The 20006-nt window shown below is 51.7% G+C and carries 17 protein-coding genes; 9 read left to right on the forward strand and 8 right to left on the reverse strand.

Going from position 1 to position 20006, the window contains the following annotated elements:
- Positions 1-241 precede the first annotated feature (241 nt).
- Positions 242-1426, forward strand: coding sequence for an alanine--glyoxylate aminotransferase family protein (locus WNY38_RS04040; protein ID WP_342856043.1), 1185 nt, complete (start codon positions 242-244; stop codon positions 1424-1426).
- 87 nt (positions 1427-1513) lie between these two features.
- Here the strand turns inward: WNY38_RS04040 and WNY38_RS04045 are convergent, their stop codons facing one another.
- From WNY38_RS04045 to WNY38_RS04080, 8 genes are all read right to left on the reverse strand, one after another.
- Positions 1514-2548 (reverse strand): 2,5-dihydroxypyridine 5,6-dioxygenase, encoded by a 1035-nt coding sequence (locus WNY38_RS04045; protein WP_342856044.1) that lies wholly within the window; start codon positions 2546-2548, stop codon positions 1514-1516.
- Positions 2549-2562: 14 nt separating this feature from the next.
- Positions 2563-3075, reverse strand: a complete 513-nt coding sequence (locus WNY38_RS04050) for a flavin reductase family protein (RefSeq protein ID WP_342856045.1) — start codon at positions 3073-3075, stop codon at positions 2563-2565.
- On the reverse strand, positions 3072-4181 hold the full coding sequence (locus WNY38_RS04055) for an AbrB family transcriptional regulator (protein WP_342856046.1): 1110 nt from the start codon (positions 4179-4181) through the stop codon (positions 3072-3074). Before WNY38_RS04055 ends, WNY38_RS04050 begins: the two co-directional genes overlap by 4 nt.
- A complete protein-coding gene (locus WNY38_RS04060; protein ID WP_342856047.1) occupies positions 4178-5482 on the reverse strand; it encodes an amidase in 1305 nt (434 codons plus the stop codon). Before WNY38_RS04060 ends, WNY38_RS04055 begins: the two co-directional genes overlap by 4 nt.
- Positions 5479-6918: an amidase gene (locus WNY38_RS04065; protein ID WP_342856048.1), complete on the reverse strand. Its 1440-nt coding sequence runs from the start codon at positions 6916-6918 to the stop codon at positions 5479-5481. Before WNY38_RS04065 ends, WNY38_RS04060 begins: the two co-directional genes overlap by 4 nt.
- A gap of 1 nt (position 6919) precedes the next feature.
- Positions 6920-7330: a nuclear transport factor 2 family protein gene (locus WNY38_RS04070; protein ID WP_342856049.1), complete on the reverse strand. Its 411-nt coding sequence runs from the start codon at positions 7328-7330 to the stop codon at positions 6920-6922.
- A gap of 78 nt (positions 7331-7408) precedes the next feature.
- Positions 7409-8896, reverse strand: a complete 1488-nt coding sequence (locus WNY38_RS04075) for a 4-hydroxyphenylacetate 3-hydroxylase N-terminal domain-containing protein (RefSeq protein WP_342856050.1) — start codon at positions 8894-8896, stop codon at positions 7409-7411.
- A 576-nt stretch (positions 8897-9472) separates the two neighbouring features.
- A complete protein-coding gene (locus tag WNY38_RS04080; RefSeq protein WP_342856051.1) occupies positions 9473-9940 on the reverse strand; it encodes a hypothetical protein in 468 nt (155 codons plus the stop codon).
- Between the two features lie 103 nt (positions 9941-10043).
- On the opposite strand from WNY38_RS04080, the gene WNY38_RS04085 reads away from it, so the two are divergent.
- The 8 genes from WNY38_RS04085 to WNY38_RS04120 all read left to right on the forward strand — a co-directional run bounded on the left by WNY38_RS04085 (position 10044) and on the right by WNY38_RS04120 (position 20006).
- Positions 10044-11078, forward strand: a complete 1035-nt coding sequence (locus tag WNY38_RS04085; RefSeq protein ID WP_342856052.1) for a BMP family protein — start codon at positions 10044-10046, stop codon at positions 11076-11078.
- A 67-nt stretch (positions 11079-11145) separates the two neighbouring features.
- A complete protein-coding gene (locus tag WNY38_RS04090; protein WP_342856053.1) occupies positions 11146-12729 on the forward strand; it encodes an ABC transporter ATP-binding protein in 1584 nt (527 codons plus the stop codon).
- Entirely contained in the window at positions 12726-13808 is a 1083-nt protein-coding gene (locus WNY38_RS04095; RefSeq protein ID WP_342856054.1) for an ABC transporter permease, read from the forward strand. The genes WNY38_RS04090 and WNY38_RS04095 overlap by 4 nt, the downstream gene beginning before the upstream one ends.
- Position 13809: 1 nt before the next feature.
- The gene (locus tag WNY38_RS04100; protein ID WP_342856055.1) at positions 13810-14742 is read left to right on the forward strand and encodes an ABC transporter permease; all 933 of its coding nucleotides are present in this window, start codon (positions 13810-13812) and stop codon (positions 14740-14742) included.
- Between the two features lie 1002 nt (positions 14743-15744).
- Positions 15745-17025 carry a sugar ABC transporter substrate-binding protein gene (locus WNY38_RS04105; RefSeq protein ID WP_342856056.1) on the forward strand — a complete coding sequence of 427 codons (1281 nt, stop codon included), beginning with the start codon at positions 15745-15747 and terminating at the stop codon, positions 17023-17025.
- A 53-nt stretch (positions 17026-17078) separates the two neighbouring features.
- Complete coding sequence (locus WNY38_RS04110) at positions 17079-17954, forward strand: sugar ABC transporter permease (protein WP_342856057.1); 876 nt, start codon at positions 17079-17081, stop codon at positions 17952-17954.
- Positions 17947-18810, forward strand: coding sequence for a carbohydrate ABC transporter permease (locus WNY38_RS04115; RefSeq protein ID WP_342856058.1), 864 nt, complete (start codon positions 17947-17949; stop codon positions 18808-18810). Before WNY38_RS04110 ends, WNY38_RS04115 begins: the two co-directional genes overlap by 8 nt.
- Positions 18807-20006 (forward strand): ROK family protein, encoded by a 1200-nt coding sequence (locus WNY38_RS04120; protein WP_342856059.1) that lies wholly within the window; start codon positions 18807-18809, stop codon positions 20004-20006. Before WNY38_RS04115 ends, WNY38_RS04120 begins: the two co-directional genes overlap by 4 nt.

The raw sequence follows: 20006 nt of genomic DNA on the forward strand, positions 1-20006 counted from the left end.
TCACCCATATGCTAAACTCTCCGCCCCTCTGCAAAAATTGCCTATAAATATACCCTCATCGACAAGGCAAAAGCGATAACTAGCCCAATATTGGGTGAATTCTTATTCTTTCACAACCAAAAAATAAACTTGGTTAAGCTTTGGTTGAAAGAGGTTGTACTCTGGTGTTTATTTGACGCCACAGGCCATTTGCATTCCATTTAATGCACCAAGAATAAGCCTCATCAACAGGATTATATTCATGACGCAAAAACTTTCCGCCGCACAAGCGCCCGCACTTTTCACTCTGACGACAGGTCCGGTCAATTGCTACCCTGAGGTTTTATCGGCCTTAGGCAAACCAGTGCTTTACGACTATGATCCAGCCTTCATGGCGTATTATGAAAATGTCACTCGAAAGCTTGCCAAAGCGTTGAGCAGCAATGATATGCCGATTGTACTACAAGGCGAACCCGTTTTGGGGCTGGAAGCGGCGGCGCATTCTTTAGTCGCTCCAGAAGACGCGGTCTTAAACCTAGCGTCGGGTGTTTACGGTGCAGGATATGGCGAATGGCTAAAACCGCGTGCGAAAGACTTCCATGAAATTCGTGTGGCCTATAACGACGTCATCGACCCTGAAGCTGTGGATGCGTTTCTGTCTGCACATCCTGAGATTACATTGGTTGCGGTTTGCCATCACGACACCCCGTCAGGCACGATCAATCCGATCCAAGACATCGGGCAAGTTGTGCGTAAACACGGTGCTTTGTTTGTTGTTGATTCAGTGTCTGCTTGGGCTGGTGTCGAGGTCGATATTGACGCCTGTTGCATTGATCTTTTGGTCACGGGGCCGAATAAATGCCTTGGCTGTCCCCCTGCCCTGTCTATCCTCACCGTGTCAGACCGCGCGTGGGATAAAATGGCCGCCAATCGCGCTGCCCCTCGCGCGTCGATCCTGTCCATCTTGGACTGGAAAGACGCGTGGAAAGCAACAGAGCCATTTCCATTCACCCCATCCGTGTCAGAAATTTACGGACTTGAAGCTGGAATAGATCGCTACCTTGCAGAGGGTCCCGAAAATGTCTGGGCGCGTCACGCAAAAACAGCCAAAGCCATGCGTGCAGGTATAAAAGCTATGGGGTTAGACCTTTGGGCCGTCAGTGAAAATATCGCGTCCCCGACGTGCACATCGATCAAATTACCTGATGGCGTCGATGAAACGGACTTGCGATCACTGATGAAGGAAGCCTACGGGGTGGTCATTTCGTCTGGCCGCGCCGAGACATTTAACAAGCTGGTGCGTGTCGGCCATATGGGGCCGACCGCATATCCACTTTACACCATTTTGGCGCTAACGGCTCTGGGCGGCGCTTTGGGGCAGTTGCTAGACAAGCCATTCGATATCGGCTCAGCCGTGACTGCGGCCGAGACTGTCATGCGCAGCTAAACGGTGCTTGTATCAAAAAAGGCGACCCGTACAGGTCGCCTTTCTATTCGAAGATCATCGCATTGATGATGGTAAAAATTACAAGCGTTAGTCGTGAACAACAACACCGTCTTTGGTCATAGGCACACCATCCAGTGATACAGAACAGCTCCTCAAAGGAATATCGAGATGGCACGGCGTGTCGCGCGATCCACCAGCTTCGGTGTTGGGCCCCGTTGAAAACAAGAAGTTTCCAGCAAAACAGCGACTGTCCATGCTCAACGCCGCTTCACGATCATAAAGTCCGAGCGTTGTCCAATTGGCACGACGCTCAAGCCCCCAACCGACATGCGCCATCGCAAAAGCATCTGGGTCATCAAAACTGTCCATAAAGGTTTTCATGTATTCTGCCGTCCAACCGCCTTCGATTTTGGTCACAAAGCCCTTTTCAACCGTCAAAATAATCTTATCGGTGGCATAGCGTTTGAATGGCAAAAGAATATCACCTTCGTCAATCACGATCACGCCCTCGGCACTGCCCTCATCAGGCCACCGCGCGATCATGCAGCTTGGCCAGTGATCCCAGCGACCAGGTTGGTCCGCAAGACCATATTGCATCAACACAGGATATTGCCCCAGCGCGCAGCGAAAATCTGTGCCCGCCTTAGATGTGACCGTCATCATCTTTGCCGGCTCCATGTATTTATTAGCCCCAACGACTATGTTCTTGGCCTCAGGTGAAGGGATCATCCGCAGCATCGTTTCTGGCGGCTCGACAGCCAACAACATGCGTGTACCCGTTTTCAGGATCTCTTCTTGCTCATGGGAAAACAAAAGCTGCATCGTATCGATGATAAGGTCCGTGGCCTTCAACCCAGCAAGCGCTGCGGTATTAAAAGCCAAAGGCGTTTTGCCCACGTAGCCAGATTTATCACGCGAAAGCGCCTTGTCTCCATTGATTGCAGGCAAGTTGATCATCGTCAAAACGCCACCCAAAAGCCCAATGGCCGTGCGCGCGCAATTGACGATCTGCATGTTGCTGTCATCCGAGGTCAGAATGGCAACCTGCTCTCCGGGTTTTAGTTGGCATTGCTCAAGAACGTTTTTCCAAGCGATAACGAAATCTGCGTCGCTGATAGACATGAATGTCTCCTGACTTAACTAAGGGCGCCGAGGCGGTTAAAGCCACGGTTGAAATATAAAAGCGGCTTGCGATCGGGGTTCACGGCCACCTCAGTGACTTCTCCGATGAAAATGGAATGGGATCCCGCGACAACAGCTTGCTCTAATCGGCACCCGACTGACGCTTGCGCAAACGCATAAGCAGGGGCACCAATATCTGTATTGACCCACTCAAATCCGTCGAATTGTGCCGCACCCGTTTTGTCAGTCATCCCAGCAAAACTTTCAGCAAGATCGCGCGCATCTTCGCACAGAATGTTCACGCAAAAATGGCCCGCAGCTTCGATGGTTTCATGGGCTTCGCCAGTGCGGTTCACGCAAACAAGAACGGTCGGAGGATCCATAGAAACCGATGAAAATGCCGTTGCTGTCAGACCTCGTCTTGCATCACCTTGCCCAGCCGTAATCACAGTCACACCAGACGCGAAAAAGCGCATTGCGGTTTTCAAACCTTCGGTCACGTCGGCTTCGGGAAAAAGCATTGTCATGTTTCTCTCCCAACGGGGGTGGTTTTGGCCGTATCACGCCAAATCGGCAGACGCCTCAAATGATCGACGATAAGAGGACCAAATAGCACGACCGCAAACATGCGAACCGTTTGAAATGCCATCACGACAGCGACATTCGCCTTAGAGGCTATGGCCACAAGCGCCACAGTTTCGATACTGCCAGGGGCTGCGGCTAGAAGCGCCGTTTTCATATCTAGATCGGTCAACGCCATAAGTATCAACCCCAAGCCAGCACTTAAAATGATGAGCATGAATGCCGACACCAACACCGCTGGAAGCAACCGGACCACGTGGCCCAATACATCTCGGTTAAATTTAAGCCCAACTTCAAGTCCGATCACCCCAAACGTTGCAAGGATCAACACATGAGGCATTTGCAAATGCATAGTCCCAGTGGCCTCAAGCACAGCGCATAGTATCATCGGTACCAGCATGCCTGCCGCAGGTAAAAACTTAAGCCGCGCAGCAAACAAAGAAAGCGCCGCAAAGGCAGGCGCAATGATGAGTGAGGCAGGCGAAATATTCCGTTCGGGAAGCGACGCAATAGGGCTGTCGGGCAACATCGAGGCAAAGAGCGCAACCGATATGATAACAGAGGCCAATCGAACATATTGCATCAGCGCAACAATTCGCGCATCTGCGCCACGTTCACTGGCAATGATCACCATAGCCCCAGACATGCCCGGCAAGCTGCCATAAATTGCCACGTCTTCGGCCATTCCCGTGAACCGGTTCATGGCCCAGCCAATTGAAAACGCCAACGCAAGCGTCCCGCAGGTTACCGCCAATAATAACTGCCAGTCCCCAACCATATCGACAAAAATATCAGGCGACATAGAGGTGGCAATGAACACGCCAGCCGCCCCTTGGGCCAACAGATAGGCAGGACGCGGCACCCGCAAGCTGCTGCCCCCTGCCCCAAAAGCAATACCAGATATCATAGCCCCCAAAAGCGGAGCTGCCGGAAAATGGATCAACCCCAAAATTGACGCAAGAGCAATCGCGCAGGTAAGAATTGCAGCCCATTGTAGGCCGCGATGCGTATTGTTTTGCATCATCGATTTCATTTTTTTGTGCAAAGTCATAAAAAATCTTTTGCTTTTGGCGCATCAAGGCAAGCTTCGATCCATGCGCTGATCTCTAATGTGCGCGCATCATCACCGACGCGGCCAATCACTTGTACGCCAACGGGCAACAAACCAACATCCAGAATGGCCGGTACACTCAACGCAGGCATATGTAAAAGCGTCCAAGGGCTGTTGAATGTAGGGGCACCCGTTGATGCCAATCCTTTTGGCGCAGCACCTGCCGCAGATGGTGCAAGCAACACATCAACATCCGTCATTGCACCCGCAAGAGATGTTTTAATCAACGGCAAAGCGGCCAGTGCGGCATCATAGTCTAAAGCAGTCACCTTGGCTTTCTCAGTCAGAAAATCGCGGGTCACTTGTGTCAATTGATCCCATAATACCGTGCGTTCATGGCTGAGTGCGCGCGTGACTTCCCAGCCCATAACCGCAGCATGAAGATCATGGGTGGTCACAAAATCTTCGGGCACGTCAATTTCGACCACCGTGCCGCCAGCGGCCTCAATCCGCGCGATAGCATGATCAAGCGCCGCCTCGGTCGCAGGCTCAGACATGTCAAATGGCGGTGTGCGGAACAGCCCAACGCGAGGCGCTGAGCAAGGTGTTCGCGACAAAGCAAGCCCCGAACGCCCTGACAAAACGGACACAATCAAAGCCGCATCACGAACCGACCGCGTGACAATCCCAAGTGTATCCAGTGAATGCGATAAAACTTTGATCTCGGCAGGCTCCAACAGTCCAAAGGACGGCTTGTACCCGACAACACCACAATAGGACGCAGGGCGGATAATGGACCCTGCTGTCTGGGTACCAAACCCCATCAGCGCCATGCCTGATGCAACGGCGGCACATGAGCCTGACGATGATCCGCCAGGCGTGTGCGCTGGGCTCCACGGGTTGCGCGTTTCACCTGGACTGGCCATCGCAAATTCTGTTGAAACGGTCTTGCCCATAATCAACGCACCCGCAGATTTGGATTGTGTCACGCAGGGCGCGTCCCACACAGGGCGACTGCCACTGTAAGCATCGGTGCCATAGCCCGTGGGCATATCCACGGTGTCGATCACGTCTTTCACCCCAACAGGCAAGCCCGCCAACGGGCCAGTGGCTTGCTGCTTGTCCAAACCATCTGCAACGCTTCGCACTTGGTCAGGATCAAAGTGGATAAACGCACCAACATCCGTTTCTTTTTGGGCAATTCTTTCGATATATGCCTCACAAACATCCCTATGTGAGATGCGTTTTGATTGAACCTCCGAAATCAACGCCACCGCGTCCAGCTTTAAGATCTCGTTCATGTCATATACTCCGACAAATCAGGGCGCATATGTACCCAAGGGGCTGCGCGTTCAAACTGCCCTGCGAGCGACAACAACATATTTTCCTCGCCCAAATTCGCACCGAATTGGACACCGATGGGCAAACCACTTGTCGATAAGCCAAAAGGCAAGCTCATCGCTGGAAATCCAGATGCATTAAACGCGCAAGTGAAAGGACTATGCGCCCAAAACTGGTCATAAAAAGCATCCAAGCCCGGTGTTTCACTGGACATTTCACCAATTTTCGGCGGGAGCTCGGCTGTAGCAGGCGACATCAATACATCAAACCTGTCGAAAAACTGCCCCAAACTGCGCGCAGTCGCGTGCAGTTGATTGATCGCTGCAAGGTAGTCCATGCCAGAAAGCGTTAAAGCTTTGCGCACCCATTCCGCATTGACGGGCTCCAATTCCGACACCGGATCCTCAATACCCAACGCCTTGCCACGCGCCAAAACGGCCGCTGCAACATTGACACCGGGAATGACTTGCCATGCGGTTTTAAGCCCGCCTGCATCATACCCCGCGTCCTCGACAATCTCGACATGATGCCCAAGGCTTTCCATGAGCTTTGCAGCCTCTTCGCAGCGTGTTCGAATTTGCGGATCAACGGGCGTGCCCAATGGCGAAGCAAGTGTCAGCCCAATCCGTAAGGGTTTTGGATCGCGCGCGACCGAGGCAAGAAAACTCTCCGATTTGAACGGTTGCGCATACGGATCCCCTTGATCCCCACCACTAGAGACATCCAGCAAAGCGGCGCTGTCACGCACCGATTTGGTCAAGGCATGTGGCGTAGACATGCCTGCGATACCCTCGACCGCAAAGGGCCCAATCGGGTTGCGCATTCGGCTGGGTTTAAACCCAAACAACCCTGTGTGCGCTGCGGGAAGACGGGTCGATCCCGCTCCATCAGAACTGTTTGCAAACGGGACCAATCCAGCCGCAACAGCAGCCGCAGATCCACCTGATGAACCGCCAGGACTATGTTCCAAATTCCAAGGGTTTCTCGTTGGTTTGTGACTGCGCGGCTCTGTGGCAAAGCTGAGCGCGAATTCTGGCGTGTTCGATTTACCGAGGATGACAATCCCTGCCGCACGATACCGCGCAGCCAAAGTACAATCGCTTTGATCCGTATGATCCTGAAACAACCGAGATCCCGTCGACATTTTCATACCTTTGACGGCAATGCCCGTGTTTTTAATAAGAAACGGAACACCCGTGAAAGGGCCATCAGGTAGGCCAGCATCGATGTCAGCTTTGGCCAAATCGTAATGCGGATGAACGATTGTATTGAGATGTGGCTCAAGGATCGCGATCCGAGCCAGTGCAGCTTCAAACACTTCTGTCGCGCTGACATCCCCTGATCGGACCAATTCGGCGACCGCAGTTGCATCGAAAGTCTCGTATTCGGTCAGCATTTTATGCCCTATCTGAGCTTATTTGAGACAGAAAGACATCTTTGTCCCAATAGTCTTGTGTGATTTCAATCGCGTCACCTTGCAGCTTAAAAAGATGCAGCCCGTCCAAAGCAATTTTATGGGCAACCGGCGCCGATCCATCTTTTGCCCCTGCGGTGAATGTGCCTGTCATATGATAACTCACGGCCAACCAATCGGCTGACCGCACCACTTTTGAAGGGGTCCAACAGACGTCAGGCAGCATTTTGAAAAACCCATCAAGTCCCTCGCGCAAATCAACATGGCCACTGCGACTTTTGCCCATAGAAATTTCATCATGACGACCATCAAGTGTATAAAGCGCGACTGCAGCTTTTGCATCATGTGCATTATACGCTGCATAAAAACCGGCCAAGACTGGATGCTCTATCATATTGGTATTTCCATCATTTTTTCTTCAATAAAAATGGGCGCGCCAGAAAAGGGATAGCGCGCCCAAACGGTGTGTTGATTACCAATCCATGCCAGAAATGGTTTTAACTTGATCAACAAACGCTTCGCGATTCACTTCATTAAACAAGCGATCGCGCAAGCGTGGTGCAGGTGTGGAATTTACGTTTTCAAACAATGCAACGCGCCCCGCCAATGCACCTGAGGTCATGTCCCAGATGAAATTCATCAACAGCTCTTTTTGCATCGCGGACACGCCGTGGCCGGGCAAAAGGTCGTGCAGATAATGGCCAATGTCTGGATTTTCAAACGCGCTTTTCCCAAAGCGCATCACAAGGCCTTGGCCACACATTTCCTGCAAAATGTGAATGATGCGTGGGTATTCTTGGATTGAATAAAGCCGGCCAGCGGTAAGCATCGCTGCATCAGGCATCATCACGCCAGAGGGCAACAGCGCGGCCTTGGCCTCTGCTGCGATAACAAACGCCCGCAAAGTTTGTGCGTACTGAATAAGCTCGCCCAACATCTGTTGCACTGCAGGGATTTTTCCTGTGCCAAGCACATCCAAAACCATGTGACCTGCGCCGACAAACAGCTCAGCTTTCACCGCCATCCGCGTCAACACGTGCCAATGCGCATACCCCGTGACCCGACCATACCAAGACATCCCATCTGGATCGCCAAGGTTAAAAATCTTGTCTTTGGGCACAAAGACGTTGTCAAATACGATAAACTGATCTGCCTCTTCACCCATAGATGAAACCGGATGGTCAAATTTATCTGAGTTGGGTTGTGATACCATTTCGCGAGAAATCATACGAATGCCGTCAGAGTTGATCGGCACAGCACCCCAAACGCACGCCTCTGGTGGTGTCGTTGTCAAACCTCCAAGGTTAGTGAAAAAGATGTCATTCGCTTGCGCGGCAATCGACCCGACGGTCTTAGCGCCAGACACATAAATACCGTCATTCGTTGCTTTTTTGACGCGTAAAAACGCCATCTCTGCCGCCTTGGGATTCGAGCGATCCGTTTGGGGGCCCGCAAGGCTTTCAGAGGCCGTAAGGTTGTTGTTGCGCCCAAAATCCATGTAGGCTTCGATATTCTGTGCAAAATCTGGATTGCAGCCGTCGATCATGGATTTTTTCTCTTTGAAAACATCCTGATAAGCCATAAGCCCCGCAACGATTGCAGGCGACAAATCCGGCGGGCGACCAAATGTACCCGCAGTTTTCAAGCTGGTATATTCGATCATTTTGCGGCGATCAGCCAACTGCTCTGGCGTGGTCGGGATCTGCCATGCACGGCTGGCGACCTCACCCGTTTTCGGCTCGATATAGGTTGTTGCCTCAGAAAACTCTGGTTTGAACTGGTCGTCAAACATGCCCGCAATCAGATCAATACCAGCAGCCAATGCAGGTTCATCTGCGACTTTATCGAGCTTTTTACCACCGATCCAAATTTGGCGTCCGTCATCAAGTGAGGCCTTGAATTCAGCGCCGGTTTTTAAGCGATGTGCGGGCTTTGCCGCGTCTTTAGATGTCTGTTGCACTGTCTATACGTCTCCTGAACGTCCCTATGGCTGGCCGCTAAGGCACACCAAAGTTTCCTTTGATCAATTTGACCGACCTATTCAGATCGAACATCTTGCAATGACATCACGTTAGAATTCGCAACCAAGTCAATGCAACCAAAAAGTATTGGTTGCTTCTTAAAACTTTTAAAAGACAATTTAAGCGCCCTAATTCTAGGCGAACGCCACACCCCTCGTTATAAATTTTCGCTGAAAAATACACCAAACAAGCAATAAAATAACATGATTTAGGTGCTTTTTTGAGCAACACCCCCAAACTCTATATTTTGCGACACATTGCAACCATTAAACGGTTGAGTTGCATTGACGTGCTAAAGTTGAGCGATATGGTTCGAAATATAAATGGTCGGTTGACGCAAGTTTCATACTTGCAGCTCACATCGAAACGGACCGTGACCACTCAAATATTATGCCCATTGTGCGAAGAAAGAGGCCTTTGAAATCCATGCCACTGAACGCCCTGTTACAGTCACTCATTTGCCTCGCACAACCATGCCGTGCGAGGCAAATGAGTCGTGTTAGAGCCAAAAGATTTCATCGCGGCGTACAGACAACGTCAGTGATATTGTCCAAAGATGCGCCTTTTGGCCCCTCTTCGCACGCCAATACAATATCGACCTCAACCTCGCCCGCGCGGCGCTTAAAGGGCATTTCGAATCGAGTGTCCCAACTGCGACCAGCCACACCGCACCAAATTCGCTCGACTGGCATCTGGTCTCCTAATGGGTTCAAAAACACCACAGCACCCGTATCAGGGTCAGACCAAAACGTGGCTCTTAGCGTCACGCCATGGGCAATTTGTCCAAGTTCTAAAGAATACCAATGCGCCAAGTTCATACCACAGCTGAGCGATATTTCACCAGTGTTTTCAATATCAAACACGATTGGCGACAATCCTTCTGTCCCGCGCTCAGGGGTTAGCCCATGGCCTTGGGCCAAAAGCGGTGCAGCCGCGGTTGAGAGAACAAGCGCGGCAGAAAACATCAAAGCGGATTTGGACATGGGGAGAGCCTCTCGGGGGTAAAAAATTCACTGCGCATCATGCGGAGCGATGACGACAGAAACGAAAACTAAAAAAACGATTTGTCAACAGATGGAGTTAAACATGACTTACAAGACCACAAAAAGCGCTGCTGGGCTGATTTCAGTTCTTGCGCTTGTCACAAGCCTTGGCAGCGCTGCTCTGGCCGAAGAAATTACCAGCATGGCTATCCTGACCCCTGAAACAGGAACTGATTTTGGCTGGAACCAACAGGGTATTGATGGCGCAATGGCGGCGGGTGAAGCCAAAGGTGTTGAGATTATCGTCGCGGAAAACCTCGGATATGGCGATGTGCGCCCTACCCTGCGTGAACTGGCGGAAGAAATGCCTGGTCTGATCATTGCACATGCTGGTGGTTACAACACCGCTGCGCCAGAAATTGGCACCGAAACTGGCGTCAAGGTTGCCGTTGTGGATAGCCCCAGCGCCCTGACTGCAGGCGCGGTGGCAGATTACACGGCCTCAGGTCATGAAGGCGCATACCTTGCTGGCGTTCTTGCCGCCAAAATGTCTCGGTCTGGAACTGTCGGTCTTGTGACATCAGGCGAGCCGCCCTCATGGAACGCCCAATCTGCTGCCTTTGCTGAAGGCGCAAAAGCGACCAACCCAGAGCTTATCATCCGTTATGCTGTGATCGGCCCAGCAGCATATTCTGACGCAGCAGGCGGCAAACGCGTCACTGAATCGTTGATCGCAACAGGTGCCGACATCATCTTTGGTCAGGGCAACGGATCGTCTTTCGGAATGTTGCAAGCCGTTGAAACCACTCCAGCGGCAGATGGCGGCAAAGTCATGTTCATTGACGTGATTGGCGATAAAACGCCCATCGATAAAGGGTATCTTTTGAGTGCGGTCCTGTGGAACCTTGCTCCCGTCTATGAAGCCATGATTGATGACATCCGCGCAGATGCTTTCGGCACGCGCAACTATGACATCACGCTTGCAGATGGATCAGTCGACCTGCTGAAAAGCCCATACATCCCAGACGATGTTTGGACTGACGTGATGACCATCAAAGACGAAATCACTTCTGGCGCGTTGGTGATTGAACCAAAGTTCGATGCAGATTCAGTTCACGCATTGGTGTCCGGCGACTAAACCAGCCAAACATACAAGGCGGACCATTTTTCAATGGTCCGCCTATATTTTGCCCCCGGAGATCAAAATGTTAGACGCTCAAGCCCGTCACACACCCAATCAGCCCACAACAGACGTTCCGCCGGTTATAACCTTAGAAGGCGTCACCAAGCGCTACCCCGGAATTATCGCCAATGACTCCATCGACATGGAAATCCGTGCTGGTGAAGTGCATGTGCTTTTGGGTGAAAATGGTGCAGGTAAATCGACGTTGGTTTCTATGTTGTCTGGCCTACAGCAGCCAGATGATGGCCACATCTTGATCGACGGAATAGAACAAGCAATCTCATCCCCAGCAACGGCGCTGGACATCGGGATTAGCACCGTATTCCAGCACTCAATGCTCGTCCCAAGTCTGACCTTGGTTGAAAATGCAACGCTTGGCCGGACGTGGTGGCGCAAGCCCGATCGCGACGGCACGGCCAAAGAAATGAACGCCGCGGCACAGCGTATTGGCGTAACCTTAGACCCAATGAGTGTGACCGAAGATTTGTCACTTGGCGAACGACAACAGGCAGAAATTACGCGCGCTTTGATGCGTGGAGCACGGCTTCTTATTCTTGATGAAGCCACAGCAATGCTCACCCCAAATGACGCAGCACGGCTGGGTGAATTGATGCGCCGCCTTGCCGCCGAAGGCATGGCAGTGGTGTTTATCACCCATAAGCTCAACGAAGCCGTGGCATATGGAGACCGCATTACTGTACTTAGGCTCGGCAAAAAAGTCGGCGGCCTGACCCCAGATGCATTGCATGGTCTCGCGCCAGAAGACGCCACCGCACAAGTGGTGCGTTTGATGTTTGACGCGCAAGATACTGGCGATGAAAAGACATCCCCTCCTCAGATCGATACAATAGATCGTACAGTCAAACCTAGGCTGGAAGTACTTGCACTCTATGACGAGAGCGGGCGTGTGCCTTTGTCCAATATCGAATTCAAAGTTTGGCCCGGCGAGGTCTTTGGTATCGCAGGCATCGACGGAAACGGTCAAAAACAATTGGCCAAAACCCTTGCCGGCCAAACCAAAATCTCTGATGGACGCATCGTCATGGATGGTGACTTTATCGACCAAAAAAGTATTGGCCAACGCCGAGCGTGTGGATTGCGCTATGTCACTGATGACCGCATGGGAGAAGGCACAGTTGGAACCTTTCCGATGTCGATCAACCTGCTTTTGAAGGAAATAGGCAAGGTTCCATATTGGCAAAGAGGGTTGGAAAACACTGCGGCGATCAAAGAAAACGCTATGACCAAAGTGAAAGACTTCGACATCAGGACACCGTCGATTGACACACCTATTGCAAAGCTTTCAGGCGGCAATATCCAAAAGGTTTTATTGGCGCGCGAGCTGTCAGATGATGTTCGGGCCGTGATCTTTGAAAAACCGACGTATGGGCTTGATCTCGCAAATATCGCAGCAACCCAAACGCGTATTCGAGAAACCGCACAGAACGGTGCGGCCGTCCTTTTAATTTCAACTGAACTCGATGAACTATTAAGCTTAAGTCACCGCATTGCTGTGATGGATCAGGGCCGTATCGTTGGTATCGTAGAAAATACAAATGGGGCACGACACAAGATTGGCGCACTCATGAGTGGGGCAGAAAAATGAATACGGGTACAATGACTGAAGCCAAAGTGACAAAAGATATACAACAAAAATTCAAAGCACTTTCCCGCGTATTTATGATGAGCCTAGGACCTGTTGTTGCGGCATTTATCCTGTCAGGTATGATCCTTATGTTATTGAAGGTGAACCCATTTTCTTATTATGGATATGTATTCGGTCGCGGGCTCATGTCGCCCACAGGCGTGCAGGCAACGCTCACGCGGATGGGACCACTTTTGCTGATTGCAGCCGCACTCATCGTGGCCTTTCGCGCGGGCATTTGGAACCTTGGCGGAGACGCGCAATTTTTGATCGGCGCGGTATTTTGTGCGGCGATCACACCTTTGCTGGCACCACATATGCCTGTGTGGTGCGGGTTATTAATTGGCATGGTGGTGTCTGCTGCCTTCGGCGCAATTTGGGCCTTGGTGCCTGCATTCCTGCGGGCGTATCAAGGCGTGAACGAGATCATCACGACGCTTATGATGAACTTTTTGGGCATTTCTTTCGCGTCTGTTTTGGTCAAACTGGCCTTTCTTGACCCAAGCACCACTGTGCCTCAAACCCGCACCCTGCCGGTTGATGCACGTTTGCCAAGCCTATTTGGAACAACCATATCAAGTGGCTTGATCGTTGGTTTGGTTGCGATCATTTTGGTCCACTATATGATGACACGCACCGCATTTGGTCTGCGTTTGCGAGTGGTTGGTGGCAATGCCAGTGCCGCGATCCACGCAGGGCTATCAGTCCCATTGCTAACAGTTGCTGTCTTTGCGATCTCAGGTGGTTTGGCTGGCTTGTCTGGCGGTGTGGCGATCCTTGGGCAATACGGAAATGTTCGTGCCGATTGGAACCCAGGATACTCGCTTGCAGTCGTTCCGTTGGTGTTTTTGGCGCGGTTTAATGGCTTTGCATCCATCGGTTTTGTGGGGCTGTTTTCAGTCCTATCCATTGGCGCTGAAAGTGCAGCACGGCGCACTGGCGTGCCCAACTATTTTACTCTCGTCACCGTTGCCATTCTTCTCGTGATGTTGGCAATCTCTGAATATTACGGCGCAAAACGCCAGAAAGCAGGTGCGTAACATGACCCTGTTTACAGATACCTTTCTTATTGCTCTGATCGCAGGCATCGTTGCCGCTGGGGTACCGCTTTTGTTTGCGGGCCTAGGTGAACAGCTCTCCGAAAAAGCAGGCGTGTTAAATGTCGGCATCGAAGGCATGATGCTGGGCGGCGCCTATCTTGGATTTTACGTCGCTTGGGCAACCGAAAGTGTCGGGCTTGGCATTTTAGGCGGCATTATGGGCGGGATGCTTGTTTCGTCGATGATGGTGATTTTTTGTGTGCGGATGGGGCTCAACCAGATCGTCATCGGCATCGCGCTGACACTGGGAGCCGAAGGGGCCACGGCCCTGTTACACCATGTAAAATTCAGCCGCCTTTACCCGCGTCTGCCTGATGTTACGACATGGCGCATTCCATTTTTAGCGGACATTCCGATCATCGGATCCGCGCTTTTTGACCGTGAACCCTTAGTTTACTTGGCAATCGCATTGGTGCCGATCCTGTTTTACATCTACCACCGCACCCATTTCGGCCTTGCTCTTCAGGCCGCAGGCGACAAACCCGCAGCATTGGATTCTGCCGGTCAAAACGTGTTGGCAATCCGCAGCTATGCCGTTCTCGGGTGTGGCGCTTTGGTCGGCTTGGGCGGTGCGTTTATGTCCATTGTTGGTGCGGGCGTTTTCGTACCATTTATGACGCACGGCAACGGGTTTATGGGGATTGTGCTCGCCATGCTCGCACGCGGACGCCCTCTTTGGGTGCTCTTTGGTGCGGTGCTTTTTGGAACGTGTCTGTCAGCCGCGACAGCCCTACAAGTTGCTGGAGTAGATATACCGACGGATATCGTACAAATGCTTCCCTTTGCGGCAGTGATGCTTGTCCTATTGATTGCAGGTCGCAACGCAAAACTTCCCGCCGCCTTAGGTGCCAGCTATGTCAGAGGTGAACGTTGAGACTGACGCCTTGCCATATATATCACCGATGCATTACACATGTCCGCTGACGATTGGCCAAAACGTATTGATTGGCGCGCGTGCTGTTTGAAATGGCTGCATTATTGAGGATGAAGTCTTCATTGCCACAGCAGCAACGATCTTCAACGGGACGACTATCGACACCCGTGCTGAGATCAGGATAAATGCCATCGTACACCTGCGAACCAGGATCAAAGCAGGTGCTATGGTTCCGCTTGGCTGGCTTGCTGTCAGGGACCCAGCAAGCATCCTTCCGATCAGCACGAGGATATCTGGGCGATTCAGGAAAAACTTGATTTCCCATCTTTTGTGTTTGGTCTTGAGCGTCAACCCGAAGGTAAAACGATCATGAAAGATATGATCGAGCGATATATGTCAATGCTTCAGAAAAGGCATGCAGGGGATGTGGAACAGCTCAATCAGACAGCAAGTGCCTTAGCGCTGAATCAAAACATGATTACCTAATCAGCTTAGCCGACATTGGCGCAAGGGCACCGAAACTCAAATTTGTCCGCACTATGCTCGTCCCATGAGGACCAAGTGGGCGGCAACTTTGGTCTAAATTCGGCCAAGGCCCTACGTTTGTGTCACTGGTGCAAAGGGCCGTTTTTGGAACAGTCATGTTTTTGGAACAGTCATAAGGTCCGGTGTGCAAAGAGGCTGTGTAAAAACGCCTCCCGGGCCAAATCCACGAGAACGATTCCCCCACATGCTGAGTATTGCAAAAATTTGTTCTCAGGTATGCAGATGAACGAGCTGCTGCAGGGACGGGATTCTTTGGAATTTCACGCTCGCCGAGTTTTCGCACAGCCTCCGGACGAAGCCGACGTTGTGTGACGCCCCAGACCTTTCTTGATTGCCGGAAAAGTTACTATTTCCCCGAGACGAAAATTGAGCTTTTCATCAGATCTTCATTAACTCGTCATGAGCAGCCAATAAATAACTTCCATGTAGGAATAAAACTTTGTGGATGGAGAAAGCATGCAAAAATTCAAACTTACGACAGCACTAATGTTGTGCGTTACGGCATCGCCGTTGTTGGCTCAGGACATCGTATTGCAGTATATGTCTTGGGACCCTTCACAGCTTGAAGTGGAGCAGTCGACAATCGAGGCGTTTGAAGAATCGCACCCCGGTGTGATCGTTAAAGCGCAGGCGATCCCTTCAAATGGCGGCTACTGGCCCAAATTGACTGCTCAAGCAGCCTCAGGCGATCTTCCTGACGTCATGATGATGTCATCTGGATTCGTGCAGGAATGGGCTCAGGCCGAAAATCTACTCGACCTGTCGTCTTTGGTCTCCGACGATGAATGGACAAACTACTACGAAGGAGCGGCAAGCGTTGGTGTTGTGAACGGCAAACGTGTCGCCTTCCCACAGAACTGGGTCGCTCCTGTGCTCTTCTACAACATAGACATGTTCGAAGCTGCTGGAATTGAAGTTCCTAATGCTGATTGGACTTGGGATGATTTTTTAAAGGCCGCGCACGCGCTGACGATCGATGAAAATGATGATGGGCGTCCGGAAATCTTTGGCTTTTCCCTCTATGGCCGCTACGCGCATATCGAGCCTTGGGTTTTCCGCAATGGCGGGCGGTATCTCAATGACGATCTTTCGGCATTGGAGCTGAATGAAGAAGCCATCAATGCGCTGCAGTTCCTGACCGATTTGGTAAATGTTGAGGGTGTCGCACCCAAGCCGCAAGATATGGAAGGTATCCGCCAACAAGATATTTTTCCACTAGGCATGGCAGCGATGTGGGTCGACGGTTCCTGGAATATCGCAAATAGTCGCGAGATTGTCGGCGATCAGTTCCAATGGGGCATCGCAGAAGTTCCACGCGGTCCAGATGCAACGGACGAAACAGTCGCCTCATACGCTTGGGCGGATATGTTGGCCGTTTCTGCCACATCCGAACATCCCGAACTGGCCTGGGAGCTCATTCAAGCCCTCGCTGGCGAGGGTGTCGAAGCGGATGATTTCCTTGGCGGTAAGGTGCCGGCCTATATTCCTGTCGCGGAAAGCGAAGAATGGCTCGAAACGGATCAGCTCCCAGCAAACAAGGGTGTGCTGCTCGATATCGGCGCATCCACTATCTATGCAGGCTTTTCCCCAGGTTGGAGCGCATGGCGCGGCTATGCGGCCTCTGGGTCCGGCGGCATGAACGGCGAACTTGACGAGGTTTTCAACGGTCGCAAGACACTGGATGACGCGGTCACAGCATTCGTCGAATTCGGTAACGACGTTCTTTCACGCCAGTAAACAGAATGGTCGGGCGCAAGCGCCCGACCATTCCCCTGAACCGGAGTTGCGATATGCAGAACCGTCGAAGAATAGTAATCACGGCGCTCGTATTTCTATTGCCAACGATTGTGGGAACGCTGATTTTCAGACTTATCCCGATCATTTGGTCCTTTGCCTTGTCCTTTTACGAGTGGAAAGTGTTCGACAAAGCCGTCTTCGTCGGTTGGAAAAACTACGCGCATATCTTCACCTCAAGTATTTCGCTCGATGTTTTTGTAAACTCGGCTATTTTTTCGGTCATTTATGTTGCTGGCTCTCTTGCTCTCGCGCTTGTACTCGCGGTTGTTTTGAACAATGGCCTACGCAGCTCAGCGTTCTTTCGCGGTGCGTTCTTCGTGCCCTACATTACCGCAACGGTTGCGATCGCGCTGGCTTGGCGTTGGATCTTCTCGACAAGGTTCGGGGTCCTGAACAACCTTCTGATTGCGCTCGGTGTCGAAAATCCGCCTGCTTGGCTCGCCGACCCAGCCTGGGCGCTTCCCGCGGTGGCACTGGTCTCGATCTGGAAAGACGTGGGGTTTTACATGATCTTGCTGCTTGCTGGGCTTCAAACGATTGATCCGACCCTTTATCAGGCCGCGCGCGTCGACGGAGCAGGGCCCATTGCACGCTTCCGCAAAGTCACCGTCCCGCTTCTTACACGCAGCCTGTTCTTCGTGTTGATCATCGCGCTTGTCCGCTCAACGCAGACTTTCGAGATCACATACGCTTTGACAAACGGTGGTCCAAACAGAGCATCTACGACACTGGCATTCTTTGTCTATCAGAAAGCCTTTGTCGATTTCGAGGTCGGGTATGCGGCGGCACTGTCCTATATCATGTGCGTCATTCTGGGCTTCTTGACACTGGTCAGCTTCTATTTCCGGAGGAAATGGGTCCATGAATAACTTTAATTTGGCCAGATACAGTCGTAAAAATGGAACGCTGTTTCTTCTTTACTCGGTGCTGGCAGTATATTCACTCGTCACGTTGGCGCCCTTTATGTGGATGTTGATCACCAGTTTCAAAGAGCCGTCGGACGTCTTCAAGATCCCCCCCAGCTTTGTCCCGTCGATGCTCTTTTCTGACACGCCATTTGCAAACTATGCGACAGTCTGGACGGAGCGGAGCTTTGTGTCTTTCTTTCTGAATTCCACATGGGTCGCCTTCATGGCCTCGATCGGTCAGGTCTTCACCACATCTCTCGCGGGCTATGCATTTGCCCGCCTCGAATTGCCGGGCAAGAACGTGCTCTTTGCGATTGTTCTGGCAACAGCCTTCGTTCCAACAGAGGTGACGATCATGCCGGAATTCTTGATGATGCGTTGGATCGGTTGGATTGATACGTTCGCGTCGTTGATTGTTCCGTCCTTCCTCGTCGGTGCCTTCGGAACGTTCATGTTGCGGGAGTATTTTGCGAGTTTGCCAAGTGACTACGCGGATGCCGCCTATGTTGATGGGGCTTCACCCTTTCAAATTTTCTATAAGGTGTATTTACCACTCGCACAGCCCGCTCTTGTGTCCGTGTTCGTGATCGCTTTCATCAACAACTGGAACGAGTTGCTGCGGCCGCTGCTTTTTTTGAATTCACCGGAAAAGTTCACAGTGCCATTGGGTCTGATGTCCTTTGTCAACCAATATGAGGCTTCCTGGACGCTTCTTATGGCTGGTTCGGTGATCTCAACCGTACCCCTGATTTTGATCTACATGCTAACGCAGCGCTACATCCTGCAAGGTTTTGTCGGCGGGGGTGTGAAAGGATGAGCGGATTAAAACTGATCGATATTCTCGACTGCCCCACACTCGATCTGACGAAAAACCAGCGCGGAATCCTCGATGTGCTGTCGCGCAACCAGAACGTCCGACGCATCGACGTCGCAGAGACCTTGGGTTTTTCCCCGCAAACAATGATGCGGGCCATTAATCCGCTGGTCGATCTGGGGATCATCAATGAAGTGGAGGAGCTTTCGGGAGGACGAGGAAAGCCACCGCGGCTGATGTCCGTACGGTCGGGAGCGCTCTTGACCCTCGGCATCACAGTGGCAGAAGGATGCAGTATTGTCGATCTGACAGATTTTTCTGGACGACGGATCGCCCGCAACAGCATCACAAAGCCATATCCTAATGCTCAAGAACAGCTTGATGGGGTGCGTCATGCAATTGCAGATCTCATCAAGAATAATCCACCCGCAGGCCGGATCGTGGCGGCTGCGGTCCTTGTTCAAGGGTACTTCCTTGAACCCGGCAAACGTATTGTGGGGCGCTCCGACCCACTGGGTTGGTCAAGGATTAATCTGCACGGCGAGCTATCGGAGTTCATCGGGCTACCGGTCTCTTTGGTCAACGATGGGCGCGCATTCGCAGCCAGTCTGATAGGGTCGCCTTTCAACCGAAATTTCATCGGGCTGCTTTTGGGAAGTGGCATCGGCGGTGGTATTATCTGCGACGGCCGCATCTTGGGCGGGGCAACAGGCAATGCAGGTGAGCTAGGGAAGTTCTTTGAAGACGGGCCGTTTCGCCCAACCGAAACAGCGTTGCTTGCAGCACTAGATTTGCCCGACTGGTCTTTATGGCAAGGTGTTGACGCACTTACAAACGCAAAGCACCAAAACCTTAATGAATGGATGACGCAGGCCTCATCGGCTATTTCACGCGCACTCGAGTTGTGTATCGCAGTCGTGGATTTTGACACGGTCTACATCGGTTCGTGTATGCCAGAAGACCTATTGGAAATGCTTGCCGACAAGGTTGAAGTCAAAAAGCTCGGAATCGCATCGAAAGACGCGCATTTCGAGATTGCCCTGCCATCGCCAGAAATTGTTGCCAAGCCCATTGCATCAATGAGCCTGCTTGCCGGACGCATTGCCATGAAGAGCTTTTTGGAACCGGAACAATTCGTCTCAAAAACTCAAGAAATACCAGCGCCTATCAATGCTGAAACACGAAAAGAGGGACTTTGA

The sequence above is a fragment of the Pacificibacter sp. AS14 genome (assembly GCF_038899935.1).
Taxonomy (GTDB): domain Bacteria; phylum Pseudomonadota; class Alphaproteobacteria; order Rhodobacterales; family Rhodobacteraceae; genus Celeribacter.

Bases quoted from the DNA above. Each gene is read 5' to 3' on its own strand.
- WNY38_RS04080 (WP_342856051.1), bottom strand. From the start codon at position 9,940: ATGTCCAAATCCGCTTTGATGTTTTCTGCCGCGCTTGTTCTCTCAACC.
- WNY38_RS04050 (WP_342856045.1), bottom strand. From the start codon at position 3,075: ATGACAATGCTTTTTCCCGAAGCCGACGTGACCGAAGGTTTGAAAACC.
- WNY38_RS04095 (WP_342856054.1), top strand. From the start codon at position 12,726: ATGAATACGGGTACAATGACTGAAGCCAAAGTGACAAAAGATATACAA.
- WNY38_RS04120 (WP_342856059.1), top strand. From the start codon at position 18,807: ATGAGCGGATTAAAACTGATCGATATTCTCGACTGCCCCACACTCGAT.
- WNY38_RS04085 (WP_342856052.1), top strand. From the start codon at position 10,044: ATGACTTACAAGACCACAAAAAGCGCTGCTGGGCTGATTTCAGTTCTT.
- WNY38_RS04060 (WP_342856047.1), bottom strand. From the start codon at position 5,482: ATGAACGAGATCTTAAAGCTGGACGCGGTGGCGTTGATTTCGGAGGTT.
- WNY38_RS04045 (WP_342856044.1), bottom strand. From the start codon at position 2,548: ATGTCTATCAGCGACGCAGATTTCGTTATCGCTTGGAAAAACGTTCTT.
- WNY38_RS04110 (WP_342856057.1), top strand. From the start codon at position 17,079: ATGCAGAACCGTCGAAGAATAGTAATCACGGCGCTCGTATTTCTATTG.
- WNY38_RS04100 (WP_342856055.1), top strand. From the start codon at position 13,810: ATGACCCTGTTTACAGATACCTTTCTTATTGCTCTGATCGCAGGCATC.
- WNY38_RS04055 (WP_342856046.1), bottom strand. From the start codon at position 4,181: ATGACTTTGCACAAAAAAATGAAATCGATGATGCAAAACAATACGCAT.
- WNY38_RS04070 (WP_342856049.1), bottom strand. From the start codon at position 7,330: ATGATAGAGCATCCAGTCTTGGCCGGTTTTTATGCAGCGTATAATGCA.
- WNY38_RS04105 (WP_342856056.1), top strand. From the start codon at position 15,745: ATGCAAAAATTCAAACTTACGACAGCACTAATGTTGTGCGTTACGGCA.
- WNY38_RS04115 (WP_342856058.1), top strand. From the start codon at position 17,947: ATGAATAACTTTAATTTGGCCAGATACAGTCGTAAAAATGGAACGCTG.
- WNY38_RS04065 (WP_342856048.1), bottom strand. From the start codon at position 6,918: ATGCTGACCGAATACGAGACTTTCGATGCAACTGCGGTCGCCGAATTG.
- WNY38_RS04090 (WP_342856053.1), top strand. From the start codon at position 11,146: ATGTTAGACGCTCAAGCCCGTCACACACCCAATCAGCCCACAACAGAC.
- WNY38_RS04040 (WP_342856043.1), top strand. From the start codon at position 242: ATGACGCAAAAACTTTCCGCCGCACAAGCGCCCGCACTTTTCACTCTG.